This is a genomic window from Aequorivita aquimaris (assembly GCF_001573155.1).
GTDB lineage: Bacteria > Bacteroidota > Bacteroidia > Flavobacteriales > Flavobacteriaceae > Aequorivita > Aequorivita aquimaris.
Genome location: NZ_JRWG01000001.1, coordinates 538,582 through 554,828 on the forward strand (window position 1 = coordinate 538,582; position 16,247 = coordinate 554,828).

A 16,247-nucleotide genomic window follows, 5' to 3' on the forward strand; every position below is an offset into this window, starting at 1 on the left:
TACTCAAAATTCACAGATAACTATATTTAAGGTGCAATGCTGTACCGTGATCTTTTACGGAATTAATTTTCAACGTTGAATTGATCAATTGGGCACGGGTTTTCATATTTTTAAGTCCTATTCCCATAAAGTTATCTGTTTTATCAAAACCCACTCCGTTGTCTTCCGCAGAAATAGTCAAAACCTCATCAGAATAATTTAAAACTACCTTTAGGGTCGAGGCTCTGGAATGTTTTATTGTGTTTGAAAAAAATTCCTGCAATATCCTAAAAAGAATAATTTGGGTATTACTCTCAATGGGCCTTACTTTACCCTGCACTTTTAATTCAGCAGCAATAAATTTAAGTCTATTGAATCGTTCTATTTCTAGACTTACAGCTTCTTGCAGACTCAAGCTTTTTAATGCTTCAGGATTAATCAATTTTGAAAGCGCCCGCAACTCATCAATGCCCGTGCCTATGGTTTCAGAAACTTCATTTAACAATTCGGGCCTTTCCAGCGCCATTTGGGCCTGTATTTTGGCCAAGGTCATCAACTGGCCGATATTATCGTGCAACTCCCAACTAATGTTTCGCAAAGTTTCCTCACGAATCTCTATTTGTGATTCTGCCAATTCACGGTCGAACGCTTTTTTCGCTTCCTCCTGCTCTTGTAACAATCGGTTTTTTCTACGAGAAAAAACACTGAAGAGCACGATAACAATAATTACTAATGTTACCGGAATGGCTATTGCCGCAATTATTATGATCTCTTTTTCATCCATAGAAATCCTGTCAAAAAGAACAAATACATAATGATTATGAGCGAAGACTGTATTACAAGTAAAATCTCAAAGAAACTGTCCGGTTTGTAAAACCAAGTTCTAATGATTTTTATGGGAATATAGCCAATATAAAATAAAAATAGCCCTACACTTACCCAAAACAATAAATCGTTTTTTATTACCAATACTAGTGATGATTGTAAAATATTGATATAATATAAGGTGATGCAAAAAATCAGGATTGCGGCTCCAGCTATGTATGTTCTAGCAAAAGAATTCTCAAAAATACCTGTAAATACTACATCACTTAAAAAAATTAACCAAAAAACAACTAAGCCTATTTTAATATTCTTTTTGAATCTATCGTTTTCAATCACCTTCATAAAAATGTAGAAGAAAAATGAAAAATGAATTAGATAATATAAATTGTAAATAAACTTATTAAGGGGAATATCATATATAATGTCCTTTAGGAAATAGCCCAAATATTCCGTAACCATGGTAAGAAACAAAATAATGGGCAATAGCCTTAAGGTTGTATGTTTATAAAGCGGAAATTTTATCAGCGATATTAGAAAAACACTGACATATAATGTCAAATATGTATTTTTCAATATGTCTAAAATTGTTTCCAAAAATTAAATGCCCACTAGTTATTATCCCCAAAGTCACTAGTGCCAGGTGGGGGAGCAACTCCTCCATCATTCAAAATGACACTTGTAGTTCCACTTCCCAGGGTTGCGGAATTGGTTGAAATAAAAAATCCAGCCTCATTTACACTTCCTTGAGGCTCATCTTGTGTCTGGTTTTTGTCCTTTCCGCGTAGTCCGTTCCTATTAATGGGCAAAGCAGTATACACACCGTCTATTTCTTCAAGATAAAAACCAACGTTCTTGCCTTCATAAGCCATTGTAGGCACTACGAAAAAACTATTTCTTTTTGGATATTTAACCGTATCGCCATTTGGGAATTTATCACTGTCAGGATAGTTTGAAAGGTAGAAACGCAATGTTTGTATGTCCACTTTAGCCTCTTTGGCCTCATGCTCAATATATGCTATATATTGCTTTATGGTTTCCAAATCATATTCCGCATAACGGGTAGGGGTAAAATTTGAACCATCAGCGGCAATGCTGTCTTCATATTTTTTTATTATCGGAACTCGTCTTTGCGAATAAGCATCATACATTTCCTGAGCGCGATCAACCGAAATTATATGGTCTTTCGGCGGACCCTCATATGGTGGCTCGGTATGGGTTGTTGGATCTTGACAGCTAAAAAACATTAAGTTAATACAACTTAATAACAATAACCGTTGAATAGTCTGTGTTTTCATATGTAATTTGGTTTTAAAGTTATAGTATAAATTTAGTCACATTAAGAGGGAATTTAAAATGACCTTTTCCCTAAACGTAGAGTGAAGATAAATCAAAAGAGTTGATTAGCAGCAGTCTATTATAACTTACGATGAAAAAACAGGGAAAACACTGAAAGAATAAGGGAAATACCCCAGCAAAATGTAGGAATATTAATCGTCTTTTGTGCGAATTTCGTTTAATTCATTATTTTTCTGATCAGCATATTGGTAACCTAGTTCCCACCACTTGGTCATCATTTTCTTATCAAATATCAAAGAATTTGTCGTCAAAACCGTAGGAGTATAATAAAGGTTTATAATAACATCTTTATTTGTCGCGACAAATTTGCCAATGCGGATGTTCTGTTTCTCGATACGATCCGCCATATAATTGTGCATATTGGTGAGCAATGAAAATACATTTTTTGAGGGAAGCCGATTGTAATAGGTAATCTCGGTTTCCAACACAATTACATCAATATGTGTTGCGCCACGGTTTATAGCCTCTTCAATAGGGACCATGCTTCCAAAACCGCCATCGGCATATTCACAGCCATCTTTTTTTACAAGACTCATAAAAGGAGTGAAATTTGAAGAAATCCAAATCCAGTCCAAAAAATCCTGATACTCAAAATCGTTGATCGATTTATATTCTACTTGATTCAATGAAAGATTTGAAACCGTTACAACCACTTCTTTTTCCGAAGCTTTTAAATTATTGAACTCTATTTCAGTCAGGGTATTTGCTATCAGTTTTCGTAAATTTAAACTCTCGCCAAAGGTTTTTTTTCCTTTTATGAAATTGCGAAGCACCGTATAATGATCAATAGCGATCTGTTTTCCCCCAAATTTATCTTGCTTAATTACAAACGGACAACTGTTAAATATGCTTTTTTGATTAACGGATGTATAAACCTCTTTAATTTTCTCAACCTTATCTAAAGCCAAATGTGAAATAAGCAAACTGCCCGTTGAAGTTCCCACAAAAAGATCATAATTATGATGAAGCTCTTCCATTAAATACTGCGCCACGCCGCCCGCAAATGCACCCTTACTTCCGCCGCCCGAAATTACCAACGCTCTCATTCCTTTATAATTGAGTTTAAATAATTAGCCGCTTTTTCTGAAATTTGTCTGCCCAAAACCTTTATTTGTTCGTGATATTTTTCATTCTGAAGTAATTCATTCAACATTTCTCTTGAAGGTTTTGAGAAGCGCCAAGTGGGATGCACACAGGCTTCCGCTAAATTTTTAAGCGTTTCCAAATTCCAAAGCTGGAGTTCGTTTACATATTCAAACGCCTTTTCACGTATCTCGAAACTATAAGCTGTGGAAGTATAATTTTTCAATTCCTTTAAATAATTCTCCTTTTCAGATTTTTCATAATCTTCTGTAATCAATGCTAAAGTTAACCACAACTGCCGGATGTTTTTATTCTGAAAACCCTCAATTCCTTTTGTTATGTTGAGATATTCTGAGCTTTTCTGCGGAAACTGCATCCATAATTGATAAAGTGCGGTTTCCAAGGTTACATAAGAATTATCGCTTAAAAGGGTTTCATATTCGGTTTGGAGTTCCTTTAAAATGGTTTGCAACGAAAGCGCCACCGCCTGCCGCACGTAAAGATTATTGCTTTCGAAAGCTTTTTTATACAGCGGAAGCGTTTCGGATATGGGTTCATCAACCAATTGATACACCGCTTCCTGCCCAATAAAATCATTCGGAAATGTGAGCGCGGTTTTTAACTGATCTTTTTTATCTGCCAGTGGCGTTGCCCGAAGCGCTGAAATCTCAAAGTATTTTTTTATAAACGTAGATTTCAGCAAAGATTGATAAGCTTCTTCACTTTGAAAAGCAGTCTGTTGCAACCAATCCCTTTCAAAATCTGTAATATCAACTTGCGAGACTGCTTTCACTTCCTTTAAAAAATCTTCGGTAGAAACATTTTTGAATTTATATTTCTCCAAATAGTTTTTGATTGCCGCTTTAAAGGCCTCGTTACCTATTCGTTCCCGTAAAATATGCAATGCCCATGCTCCTTTTTGATAAAACGTAAGCGAACTCGCTCTTGGATTTAACAATGATTCGCCCTTGCCCTCATCGCTCATTGCTTTAAATTGCTCAGCGGTTTGGTACAATTGCCAGTAATAATAATCTTCACCAAAAATATCTTTTTCTGCTAGCAAAGCATAATAAGTCGCAAACCCTTCCTGCAACCAATGGTCTTCCCCTGCTTTTTCCGTAACCAAATTGCCAAACCATTGGTGGGCCAGTTCGTGGGCGTTTACGTTTATGTAGTTTCTATCGTTAAAGCCTATGGAATCTACCACAAACGCTTCGGAGAAAAATGTGGCGGTTGTGTTTTCCATTCCGGCATAAAGAAAATCGCGAACGGGAACTTGCTTGTAGTTTTGCCAGGGATAAGCAACGCCGATTTCAGTTTCCAAAAAGTCAAAAATTTGTTTGCTGTAGCGATACGTGGGTTCTACTTTTAGAGAATCTGAAGGTTTATAATACAATTCAATAGGGATTCCGGAAGTTGAAACGAGTTCTTTTTTATTGAAATCGCCAATGGCAAAGGCTACCAAATAACTGGACATGGGTTCTTTCATATCGAAATACCTAACCTCAGGAAATTCGCCGGCCTCCATTAATTTTCCGTTAGCTACTACTGCTTTATCAATTGGAGCATATAGCAATAAATCAAACTCAATTTTATCGTTAACGTCATCAATACTTGGCAACCAGTGTGAAGTGTATTTCCCTTGTCCCTGCGTCCAAATTTGATCTTCAAAAAAATAAAGGGTTTGCTTTGGTTTCATCTCATAATAAAAATCCGCTATGTAACTATTCCCCTTTTCAAAATTACCAACAAACCAAATCTTTTTTTTGTCAGAAGTTATTTTGAAATTTTTAGTTTCAATTTCATTTATATGAATATCTATAGCATCCATAAAAATGGAATCGGTTTCTTTTAAAACTTCGAATGTGGCTAAATATCGCCCAGCTATTTTTTTTTCTAAAACATTGGGTTTAATAAAAGCTTCAATTTTCAAAAAATCCACAACATCAGTCTGCTGTGCAAATACCGTGAAACTTGAAAAAAGAAAGGCAATAAGAAACTTTTTCATTTTAGTGAAGGACAATTTAATTAGCGAAAGCAAATTACAAATTTTCAACCATTGGGAATCCCGCCTTCGCGGGAATTAAGTATTTTCGTTTTATGAATGCCAATTTCCTGCAAACTCCTATCGATTATCTGAAAGGCGTCGGCCCAAACAGGGCGGATTTGCTGAAAAAGGAGCTTGGCATTCACACTTTTCAAGATTTGTTGAATCTTTTTCCAAATCGCTACCTCGATAGAACACAGTATTATAAAATTGCGCAGTTGCAGCAAACCAATGCGGAAGTTCAGATTATCGGGAAAATCACCCACATTAAAACCGTAGAACAAAAACGTGGAAAAAGGCTGGTCGCCACTTTTATGGATGAAACCGGAAGTATGGAATTGGTTTGGTTTCGAGGTCAAAAATGGATTCGGGAAAATTTGAAGTTGAATGTTCCCTATGTAATCTTCGGAAAAACGAATTATTTCAACGGAAGTTTCTCCATGCCGCACCCCGAAATGGAATTGCTGGAGGCGCATGAAAAAAGTATCCGTTCTGCCATGCAACCCGTTTATCCATCCACCGAAAAATTAGGGAACAGCGGTATCACAAATAGGGTGATAAATTCGCTGATGCAACAACTGTTTTTGGAGAGCAAAAATAACTTCGTCGAGACCCTCTCAAATACCCTTTTGGAACAGCTAAAATTGGTCTCAAAAAAGGAAGCACTTTTCAATATACATTTTCCGAAAAGTCAGGCACATTTAGCACGGGCACAATACCGATTAAAATTTGAGGAATTGTTCTATATCCAACTGCAATTAATCCGAAAAAACCTGATCCATAAATCAAAAATTAAGGGTTACACTTTTGAAAAAATAGGGGATAATTTCAACACCTTTTTTTCCGACCATTTACCCTTCAAATTAACCGAAGCACAGAAGCGGGTCATCAAGGAAATCCGTAACGATTTGGGAAGCAATGCCCAGATGAACCGACTTTTGCAGGGTGATGTAGGTTCAGGGAAAACGATAGTGGCGCTTATGTCAATGTTAATAGCACTTGACAACGGTTTTCAAGCCTGTTTAATGGCGCCGACTGAAATTTTGTCAGTCCAGCACTATAACAGTTTGTTTGAAATGTGTAAAAAACTGAATACCAGTATTGAATTGTTGACTGGATCAACCAAAACTTCAAAAAGGAGAGAAATCCACGAAAAGTTGGAAAATGGTGAATTAGACATCCTAATTGGCACCCATGCCCTACTCGAAGATAAGGTAAAATTCAAAAATTTAGGCCTTGCAATTGTGGACGAACAACACCGTTTTGGAGTGGAACAACGCAGCAAATTATGGCACAAAAATGACTATCCACCACACGTGTTGGTGATGACCGCTACCCCCATCCCCCGCACTCTCGCCATGAGCGTTTATGGCGACCTGGATATTAGTGTAATTGACGAGCTTCCACCGGGCAGAAAAGATATAAAAACCGTGCACCGTTTTGATGCAAATAGACTGAAGGTTTTTCGCTTTATAAAGGACGAAATTTCGAAGGGCAGACAGGTGTATATTGTGTACCCTTTGATACAGGAAAGTGAGACCATGGATTACAAGGATTTGATGGACGGATACGAGAGTATTGTACGCGAATTTCCGTTGCCAGAATTTCAAGTTTCCATCGTACACGGACAAATGAAACCAGCCGACAAAGAATACGAAATGAATCGATTTATAAAAGGCGAAACACAAATTATGGTCGCCACTACGGTTATAGAAGTTGGCGTAAATGTGCCAAATGCCAGTGTGATGATTATTGAAAGTGCTGAACGTTTTGGTCTTTCACAATTACATCAATTGCGTGGACGAGTTGGTCGCGGTGCCGAGCAGAGTTATTGTATTTTAATGACCAGCCACAAACTTTCGGCAGATGCCAAAACCCGCTTGGAAACTATGGTACGCACTAGCGACGGTTTTGAAATTGCCGAAGTAGATCTAAAACTCCGCGGCCCCGGCGATTTGATGGGCACTCAACAAAGCGGTGTGCTAAACCTTCGCATTGCAGACATCGTAAAGGATTCTGAAATATTAAAGATTGCCCGAAGCTATGCGGCACAGACCCTAAAGGCAGACCCCAATCTCGCTTCCGAAGAAAATACTCCTATCAAGAATACCTATGCCCAGCTTGGGAAGTACCGAAATATCTGGAATTATATTTCGTAAAAGAACACCTAAGTAGTTTGATTCCCTTTTCTGAAATCGTCCATTTCCGAAGGCCCTTCACAAGCACAATGCCGTTCCCCAATTAATTTTCTTGCCAATTCAATTACTTTTCAATACTTTTAGGTTTATGACAGAAGCCGCTTTAGAAGAAGAGAAAAAGGAGCTCGCCAAGCAGTACAAACAGCTGCTCAAGATCAGTTACCGCACCCTTACCAAAGATGATAAAAAACTGATCCGCAGCGCATTTGACCTTGCCGTTGATGCCCACAAGGAGCAACGCCGCAAAAGTGGCGAGGCTTATATTTTTCACCCTATAGCGGTCGCAAAAATTGTTGCTTCGGAAATTGGATTGGACGCTACTAGCATTGCGGCCGCCCTTTTGCACGACGTGGTTGAGGATACTGAATATTCCTTGGAGGATATCGAGCGTATGTTTGGCACTCCCGTGGCCCGCATTGTGGACGGGCTTACCAAGATTGCCCATATAAATATGTCTGAAGACGTTTCCATGCAGGCGGAAAATTTCAGAAAAATGCTGCTTACCCTCAATGAGGACATTCGCGTAATCATCATAAAAATTGCGGACCGGCTGCACAATATGCAGACCATGGACAGCATGCCGCCGGACAAACAGCGGAAAATCGCTTCGGAAACGCTTTACATTTACGCTCCGCTCGCCCACCGCATTGGGCTTTACAACATAAAAACCGAATTGGAGGACTTGGGACTGAAGTTTACCGAGCCAGATGTGTACGCAGATATTTTAGGCCGAATAAAGGAAAGCAAGGAAGAACAGGACGCCTATATAGAGGCTTTCAATAAAGTAATTAAAGACTCGTTGGATGCCGAAAATTTAGAATACGAAATAAAGGGCCGACCCAAATCCATCTTTTCCATCCGAAGAAAAATGCTTGCGCAGAACGTCACCTTTGACGAGGTGTATGACAAATTCGCCGTGCGGATTATCTATAAAAGCAAGCCCGAAAACGAAAAATTCTTCGCGTGGAAGATTTACTCCATAGTTACCGACCATTTCCGCCCCAACCCAATACGGCTTCGCGACTGGATTTCTTCACCCAAGTCAACGGGTTACGAAGCACTGCACATAACCGTGATGGGCCCGAAAGGCCGTTGGGTAGAAGTGCAGATTCGCAGCGAGCGGATGAACGAGATTGCCGAGAAAGGTTTTGCCGCGCACTACAAGTACAAAAACAAGGAAAAGGACGACGGCGGCCTGGAAAATTGGCTGAACAAACTACAGGACACGCTGGAGAATTCAGAAATAAGCGCCGTGGATTTTGTAGAGGAATTTAAACTGAATCTTTACGCCAAGGAAATTTTCGTCTTTACCCCGAAAGGAGACCTGTATTCACTTCCAAAAGGGGCCACAGCTCTGGATTTCGCCTTTCACATTCACACCGAAATTGGGATGCACACCCGCGGTACAAAGGTGAATGGAAAACTCGTCCCGCTGAGCCACGAGCTCAAAAGTGGTGACCAAGTAGAGGTTATTACTTCAGATAACGCAAAACCTACGGCCAACTGGCTCAATTACGCCACCACTGGCCGTGCGCGGTCAAAGATTAAATCGTCACTGAAGGACGAAAAGAAACAGCTAGCCGAGGAAGGAAAAGTAATCCTGGCCCGAAAATTAAAATCGCTGAAATTGAACCTCGATGAAAGCCTACTCAACCAATTGGTGGTTTTCTTTAAGGTGAAAACGAGTTTGGATTTGTACTATCGCGTTGGCGCGGGAATCATCGACAACCAAAAATTGAAGGATTTTGCCGCTTCGCGAAGCAATGCCTTTATCAGTTTCTTCAAAAATAGAATCCGAAAGCCAGACAAGCCGGAGGATGTCAACAAGGAAGAAATCACGGAAAAATTTGACCAACTAGTTTTTGGAAAGAACGAGGACAAACTCGATTATAAAATGGCAAACTGCTGCAACCCTATTCCCGGGGATGATGTTTTCGGCTTCGTAACGGTGAATGAAGGTATAAAAGTACATAAGACCAACTGTCCGAATGCGCTGCAACTCCAGAGCAACTATAGCTACCGCATTATGCCCGCCAAGTGGATTGACAGCACACAACGCGAATTTAAAGCCGTACTCAACATTTCGGGAATTGACACGATTGGTTTGGTAAATGAGGTAACTAAAGTAATTTCAAACAACCTTCATATAGATATGAAAAGCGTCCACTTCGACAGTAATGACGGGGTTTTTACAGGCAAAATAGTTGTGGTGGTAAAAAACAAATCGATTCTGAACAATCTTGTGGAAAACATCAAAAAAATAAACGGAATTGATAAGGTTACCCGGGTTTAGGATGAGGGATGATGAAAAAAACGTTAGCGGTTTAACATTTTCGTAAAGAAGTCATACGTCTTATGTCCTACCGTCTTAAGTCCATTTCACGGATGATTTCATTTTCTATCATTTCGCCAATGCCACATCTAAAATTTGAGTAACTTTGCACACTTAATTATGAGTTCAAAAACAGACATAAATAATCAAGAAATTGTAAAGAACGTTTTCACGGGCTTTCTTGAGCAAAAGGGGCACCGCAAAACGCCGGAACGCTACGCAATTCTTCAGGAAATTTACGACCACGACGACCATTTTGATATTGAGTCGCTGTACATAAATATGAAGAATAAAAACTACCGCGTAAGCCGTGCCACGCTTTACAATACTATTGAATTGCTTTTGGAGTGCGGCTTGGTGCGCAAACACCAGTTTGGCCAAAACCAGGCACATTACGAAAAATCGTATTTTGACCGCAACCACGACCACGTTATTCTCGCCGATGGCGAAGTGATTGAGTTTTGCGACCCGCGGATTCACAACATAAAAAAAACCATAGAAGAGGTTTTTAATATTGAAATAACCAACCATTCACTTTATTTCTACGGAAATAGAAAAAATCCCGCCACTACCGATGACGGGAACAATCAATAAAAATTATGGCAGTAGACTTACTACTTGGATTGCAATGGGGCGACGAAGGCAAAGGAAAAATTGTCGATGTCCTAACAAAAAACTATGATATAATCGCGCGTTTTCAGGGCGGGCCGAATGCGGGCCACACTTTGGAATTTGACGGCCACAAGCACGTTTTGCACACCATTCCCAGTGGAATTTTTCACGAAGGAACTATCAATTTGGTGGGGAACGGCGTGGTGATTGACCCCGTGATTTTCAAAAGGGAGCTCGATAATCTTGCAAAATTCAATTTAGACCTTAAAAAGAGCCTGCTTATTTCGCGAAAGGCGCATCTTATTTTGCCAACCCATCGTTTATTGGACGCTGCTTCCGAAGCTTCAAAAGGAAAAGCGAAGATTGGCTCAACGCTTAAGGGCATTGGCCCCACCTATATGGACAAGACAGGCCGCAATGGTATTCGTGTCGGCGATTTGGAAATGGACAACTGGCAGGAGAAGTACCGCGCTCTGGCAGATAAGCACGAAGCGATGATTGATTTTTACAATGTGGATGTGCAATACGATTTGGCAGACCTTGAAGCAGAATTCTTCAAAGCGGTTGAAGTATTGAAAAGCCTTACCTTCATTGATAGCGAGGAATATTTGCACCAAGCCCAAAAAGATGGCAAAACCATTCTTGCCGAAGGCGCACAGGGATCTTTGCTGGATATAGATTTTGGAACCTATCCCTTCGTAACCTCATCAAACACTACTGCCGCAGGAGCGTGTACCGGTTTGGGCATAGCTCCCGGAAAAATAAAGGAAGTATTTGGAATTTTTAAGGCTTACACCACTCGCGTGGGTAGTGGCCCCTTCCCTACCGAACTTTTTGACGAAGATGGCGAAACCATGGGCCGTGTGGGGAATGAATTTGGCGCAACTACAGGCCGTCCGCGCCGTTGTGGCTGGTTGGATTTGGTAGCGCTTCGTTATGCAGTGCAAGTAAATGGCGTTACCCAATTGATTATGATGAAAGGCGACGTGTTGAGTGGTTTCGACACACTTAAAGTATGTACTGCCTATAACTATAAAGGTGAAACAATCCATCATTTTCCGTATAATATTGAAGCCGAAAACGTAACGCCGGTTTATACTGAAATGAAGGGCTGGCAGGCAGATTTAACCAAAATGACCGAAGCCTCGCAAATGCCACAGGCCTTGAACGATTATATCGATTTTCTGGAAAAAGAACTGGAAGTGCCAATCAAAATTGTTTCCGTAGGGCCGGACAGAAAGCAAACCATTCATCGGTAATCAATTTTTTGTTGATATTTTCGTTGCTAATGACAAATAATTCTTTTTTGAAAATATCATCTTTCATAATTGTAGTCATCGTTTTTTTCTTCGGAATTAATCTTTCCGCACAGGAAAAACAAAAGGTGGATATACAGTCCGGTTACCTTGAAATAAGGCCCGAATTTCCCGATGCCGCCATTTACACCAAAGACGAAACCGGGCAGGTGTACATCGTGCACGAAGGTGTGGAAATGTGGTGCGACCAAGCTTTTGTTTATCTAAAAAATAATTTCGTAAAAGCCTATGGCGATGTGCGGATTACGCAAGGCGACACCGTCTCGATGAACAGCAAATACGCTGAATACAACGGAAACACGCAATTTGCTTTTGCAAGCGGTGATGTAGTTTTAACAGAACCGAAAACCACCCTTAAAACAGATACGCTTTATTTTGACAGGATAAAACAACAGGCCTATTACAGGACTGGCGGCACGGTGCAGGATACTTCCAGCGTTTTGACCAGCCGTTCGGGGAGGTATTTTGCCGAAAGTAAAAAGTACCAATTTCTTCAAAATGTAAAAATCGTAAACCCGAAGTATACCGTTAATAGCAACCAACTCGATTTTTATTCAGAAACGGGAGATGCGTACCTATACGGCCCTTCCACCATTGTGAGCGAAACCAGTACCGTTTATTGTGAACGTGGTTATTACGATACGCGTGGTGATACGGGTTATTTCGTAAAAAATTCAAAAGTAGATTACGAAAACCGAACGCTTTACGGCGACAGCATCTACTTTGACCGAAACAGAAGTTTTGCTTCTGCCACCAACAATATTAGGGTTCTCGACACAATCAATAAAAGTGTTATCCGCGGTCATTATGCCGAAGTTTACCGCGAAAAGGATTCGGTTTTTATTACGAAAAGAGCCGTGGCAATCACGGTTCGTGACGGCGATTCAATTTATGTGCACGCAGACACACTGCGCGTAACGGGCAAACCCGAAAATAGAATTGTAAAAGGATTTTATCGCGCCCGGCTTTTCAAACCCGGAAAAGTTGGCGACGACCCCACCAGCGGAAAATGTGACAGTATTTACGTCAACGAAAAAAGGGGAATTACAAAACTATTGCGAAACCCAGTTTTGTGGAGCGGCGAAAATCAAATGATTGGCGATACCATCCACATTCTTTCAGATACGATAACGGATAAACTGGATACTCTCAAGGTTTTCAACAATGCTTTTTTGGTGCAAAAAGATAGCCTGGGCTTCAATCAGGTAAAGGGCGAACAGCTTATCGGACTTTTTACAAATAATGAGCTGGACACGGTAAACATCAATAAAAACGCACAAGTAATCTATTATTCCCGAGATGATAACGAGAAATTGGTCGGTATAAACAATACGGTTTCCAGTTCCATTCAAATGTATTTGGAAGAGCAGCAAATTACCGGAATCAGGTTTATAAAAAAGGCAGATGGCAAAGTGTATCCGCCGTCAATGTTGCCTGAGAATGCGAGAATTCTTCCCGGGTTTCAATGGCGGGGCGATGAACGATTGTATTCCGTGGAAGATTTATTTAAAGGAAAACCCGCACCCATACTCCCAAAAATTACGGGAATCCCACTGCCGAAGGACGAGGGCGAATTTTTTGAGGATATTCCCGAAGACGAAATTGAACTTCCCGAAGAGTCCAAACTTTCCCCAAAAGATTTACAAAACCGACCGGACGACCCCAAACCCGAAACTTTGGAAAGCGAGGCGAAGCGGGATTCCGTTCAGCAGAAAGCAAATGATTCCATTCAAACCGGGAACTAATGACTGAGGATTTCTACAAATACCAAGCGCAGACCACGCCACATCCGTTGGCGTTGGAAATTTCGCATGCCGAAGGAAGTTACATTTACGATACTTCCGGCAAAAAGCATTTGGATTTTGTAGCGGGAGTTTCTGCCTGCATGCTGGGGCATTGCCATCCGCGCGTTGTTTCGGCAATAAAAAATCAAGCTGAAAAATATCTGCACGTCATGGTTTATGGCGAATATATTCAAGAACCCGCCGTGGAACTTGCAAAACTGCTTGCCGAAAATCTTCCGAAGAATTTAAACACAACTTATTTAGTTAACAGCGGCACAGAAGCCATCGAAGGTGCGTTAAAACTCGCCCGCCGCGCAACGGGAAGAACGCAAATTCTTTACGCAAATAATGCCTACCACGGCAACACCATGGGCTCGATGAGCGTGATGGGCTTCGAGGAGCGCAAAAATGCTTTCAAACCTTTGGTCCCGGATTGCTTCCCTGTAAATTTCAATAGTGAAGCAGATCTTCAAAAAATAAACACGGAAACGGCTGCTATTATTTTGGAAACCATCCAAGGCGGCGCTGGTTTTATCCAGCCGGAAAATGATTATCTGAAAAAAGTGCGAAAGCGTTGTGATGAAACCAGAACGCTTTTGATTTTGGATGAAATTCAGCCCGGATTTGGAAGAACCGGCAAACTTTTCGCTTTTGAACATTTCGGCATCGTGCCGGATATTTTAGTGATGGGAAAAGGCATGGGCGGCGGCTTGCCCATTGGCGCGTTTACCGCTTCACACGAAGTGATGGCACTGCTCCAGGAGAACCCAAAGCTGGGGCATATTACCACTTTTGGCGGAAATCCCGTGATAGCGGCTGCCGCTTTGGCAACGCTTCAGGAATTGACGGAAACTGATATTGTTCAGCAAACACTTCAAAAAGAAAAACTTTTTAGAAAATTGCTGAAACATCCACTAATAAAGGAAGTACGGGGTCGGGGCCTGATGCTTGCCGCAATGGTGGAAAGTCCCGAAATCGCTTCCGAAGTAATCCTGGCTTGCAAAGAAAGAGGATTGGTGCTTTTTTGGCTACTTTTTGAAGGTCGGGCCATCCGTATTACGCCACCACTGACAATCAGCAATGACGAAATTGAGGAGGGCTGTAAAATACTGACAGGCGTTCTAAACTCGCTTCAAAAGAGATAAATGTTGCGCAAAGCCTTTGTTTACAGGTATTTATAAACAAACCTACTGTTGATAAGTCCGTTAACAATAAACACGGCATAACAATTGAACTTATTTATACATTATTATCTTTAAAATAGAAGAAACCGTTAAACCGTGCGTATGCAATTAAGTTCAAACGAGCATAACAACTTCTCGCTGGAAAGATTCGAATCTATGCTGAAAACCAACAGCGTTCTGTTTTTCGACTCAGAGGAATTTGAGGAAATAGTGCATCACTACCTTGAAAATGGAAAAATTGCACTTGCCAAAAAAGCGACCAAATTAGGGCTGGAACAACACCCATCCTCCACAAACCTTAAGCTTTTCCAAATAGAAATGTACATTTTTGAAAACAAACTGGACATTGCTGATGAGCTTTTGGATGAGTTGCACCAATTGGAACAAAGCAACGAGGAAATCTACATCCAAAAGGCGAATATTTTCTCGCGTCGCGACATGCACAAAGAGGCTATCACCCTACTGGAACAGGCTTTGGAGATTACTGCCGACGAAGCCGATGTATTGTCGTTATTGGGAATGGAATATTTATTCCTCGAAGATTACGAAAATGCCAAACTCTATTTTATGAGATGTTTGGAGGAAGACGAGGAAGATTATTCCGCACTCTACAATATTATTTACTGTTTTGAATTCTTGGATGAATACGAAGCGGCCATTGATTATTTGAATGATTTTCTCAACAAAAACCCGTATTGTGAGGTAGCTTGGCACCAAATAGGCAAGCAGTATTATGAACTGAAGGACTATAAAAAAGCCCTTGCCGCCTTTGATTTTGCCATAATCAGTGACGACCGTTTTATAGGAGCCTACCTTGAAAAAGGAAGAGTGCTCGAAAAACTGAAACGATATGAAGAAGCCATTGAAAGCTACTCCATTACCTTAGGACTTGACGACCCAACTTCCTACGCATTATTGCGAATAGGGAAATGCTACGAAAAATTGGGCAATGCCGAAATGGCCATCCAGTTTTATACAAAATGTGTGGAGGAAGACTCCTTGCTTGACAAAGGTTGGATCGCCATCACCGATTTTTACATAAAGAACAAACAATTTCAAAAAGCGCTTTATTATATAGAAAAAGCTATTAATATTGATAGTGAAAATGTGCTTTACTGGAAGCGTTATGCCAAAATAAACAATAAACTCAACCTTTTTGAAGAGGCGGAAGTCGGTTTCAGAAAGGCGTTGGAATTGGGCAATTATGAACTAGAATCTTGGTTAACCCGCGGCGATATTTTGACCAATCTCGGTGAATTTGAGGCCGCAGTGAACAATTTCAATCAATCTTTGGAATTTTATCCGGAACACGCCGAGATAGAATACCGTCTTTCAGGGCTTTATTTCACATTGAACGAAAATGACAAAGGCGCGTTTCACTTAAAAAATGCCCTAAAATCTGAGCCCGAATTCTTGATGATTATTGAGGAACTTTTTCCGCAGGTTTACCAAATGCCAGCGGTAGTGGAAATAATCAAAGAACACAAAAATCCTTCGCTTTAATTTCTGTATTTTTGGGGTTTTAGCAAAA

General features: G+C 40.5%; 11 protein-coding genes. 7 read left to right on the forward strand and 4 right to left on the reverse strand.

All coding sequences use genetic code 11. From position 1 onward, the window contains the following. Window positions 1–10: 10 nt before the first annotated feature. The 4 genes from LS48_RS02480 to LS48_RS02500 form a co-directional block, all read right to left on the reverse strand. Window positions 11–763: a sensor histidine kinase gene (locus LS48_RS02480; protein ID WP_062619618.1), complete on the reverse strand. Its 753-nt coding sequence runs from the start codon at window positions 761–763 to the stop codon at window positions 11–13. Window positions 764–1,412: 649 nt separating this feature from the next. After that, on the reverse strand, window positions 1,413–2,099 hold the full coding sequence (locus LS48_RS02490) for a hypothetical protein (RefSeq protein WP_131807683.1): 687 nt from the start codon (window positions 2,097–2,099) through the stop codon (window positions 1,413–1,415). Window positions 2,100–2,291: 192 nt separating this feature from the next. Continuing rightward, a complete protein-coding gene (locus tag LS48_RS02495; RefSeq protein ID WP_062619624.1) occupies window positions 2,292–3,206 on the reverse strand; it encodes a patatin-like phospholipase family protein in 915 nt (304 codons plus the stop codon). Next, window positions 3,203–5,251 carry a M1 family metallopeptidase gene (locus LS48_RS02500; protein WP_062619626.1) on the reverse strand — a complete coding sequence of 683 codons (2,049 nt, stop codon included), beginning with the start codon at window positions 5,249–5,251 and terminating at the stop codon, window positions 3,203–3,205. Before LS48_RS02500 ends, LS48_RS02495 begins: the two co-directional genes overlap by 4 nt. Before the next feature lie 92 nt (window positions 5,252–5,343). Between LS48_RS02500 and recG the strand changes: the two genes are divergently transcribed. From recG to LS48_RS02535, 7 genes are all read left to right on the forward strand, one after another. Then, window positions 5,344–7,449, forward strand: coding sequence for an ATP-dependent DNA helicase RecG (gene recG / locus LS48_RS02505; protein WP_062619629.1), 2,106 nt, complete (start codon window positions 5,344–5,346; stop codon window positions 7,447–7,449). A gap of 127 nt (window positions 7,450–7,576) precedes the next feature. Then, window positions 7,577–9,781, forward strand: coding sequence for a RelA/SpoT family protein (locus LS48_RS02510; RefSeq protein ID WP_062619631.1), 2,205 nt, complete (start codon window positions 7,577–7,579; stop codon window positions 9,779–9,781). 159 nt (window positions 9,782–9,940) lie between these two features. After that, on the forward strand, window positions 9,941–10,414 hold the full coding sequence (locus LS48_RS02515) for a Fur family transcriptional regulator (RefSeq protein WP_045080145.1): 474 nt from the start codon (window positions 9,941–9,943) through the stop codon (window positions 10,412–10,414). Between the two features lie 5 nt (window positions 10,415–10,419). After that, the gene (locus LS48_RS02520) at window positions 10,420–11,691 is read left to right on the forward strand and encodes an adenylosuccinate synthase (protein ID WP_062619633.1); all 1,272 of its coding nucleotides are present in this window, start codon (window positions 10,420–10,422) and stop codon (window positions 11,689–11,691) included. Between the two features lie 47 nt (window positions 11,692–11,738). Next, window positions 11,739–13,493 carry an OstA-like protein gene (locus LS48_RS02525; RefSeq protein ID WP_235810998.1) on the forward strand — a complete coding sequence of 585 codons (1,755 nt, stop codon included), beginning with the start codon at window positions 11,739–11,741 and terminating at the stop codon, window positions 13,491–13,493. Beyond that, window positions 13,493–14,677 carry an aspartate aminotransferase family protein gene (locus LS48_RS02530; RefSeq protein WP_062619638.1) on the forward strand — a complete coding sequence of 395 codons (1,185 nt, stop codon included), beginning with the start codon at window positions 13,493–13,495 and terminating at the stop codon, window positions 14,675–14,677. The genes LS48_RS02525 and LS48_RS02530 overlap by 1 nt, the downstream gene beginning before the upstream one ends. 141 nt (window positions 14,678–14,818) lie before the next feature. Then, a complete protein-coding gene (locus LS48_RS02535) occupies window positions 14,819–16,219 on the forward strand; it encodes a tetratricopeptide repeat protein (RefSeq protein ID WP_062619642.1) in 1,401 nt (466 codons plus the stop codon). Window positions 16,220–16,247: the final 28 nt, after the last annotated feature.

Bases quoted from the DNA above. Each gene is read 5' to 3' on its own strand.
- recG (WP_062619629.1), top strand. From the start codon at position 5,344: ATGAATGCCAATTTCCTGCAAACTCCTATCGATTATCTGAAAGGCGTC.
- LS48_RS02495 (WP_062619624.1), bottom strand. From the start codon at position 3,206: ATGAGAGCGTTGGTAATTTCGGGCGGCGGAAGTAAGGGTGCATTTGCG.
- LS48_RS02480 (WP_062619618.1), bottom strand. From the start codon at position 763: ATGGATGAAAAAGAGATCATAATAATTGCGGCAATAGCCATTCCGGTA.
- LS48_RS02515 (WP_045080145.1), top strand. From the start codon at position 9,941: ATGAGTTCAAAAACAGACATAAATAATCAAGAAATTGTAAAGAACGTT.
- LS48_RS02530 (WP_062619638.1), top strand. From the start codon at position 13,493: ATGACTGAGGATTTCTACAAATACCAAGCGCAGACCACGCCACATCCG.
- LS48_RS02500 (WP_062619626.1), bottom strand. From the start codon at position 5,251: ATGAAAAAGTTTCTTATTGCCTTTCTTTTTTCAAGTTTCACGGTATTT.
- LS48_RS02510 (WP_062619631.1), top strand. From the start codon at position 7,577: ATGACAGAAGCCGCTTTAGAAGAAGAGAAAAAGGAGCTCGCCAAGCAG.
- LS48_RS02520 (WP_062619633.1), top strand. From the start codon at position 10,420: ATGGCAGTAGACTTACTACTTGGATTGCAATGGGGCGACGAAGGCAAA.
- LS48_RS02535 (WP_062619642.1), top strand. From the start codon at position 14,819: ATGCAATTAAGTTCAAACGAGCATAACAACTTCTCGCTGGAAAGATTC.
- LS48_RS02490 (WP_131807683.1), bottom strand. From the start codon at position 2,099: ATGAAAACACAGACTATTCAACGGTTATTGTTATTAAGTTGTATTAAC.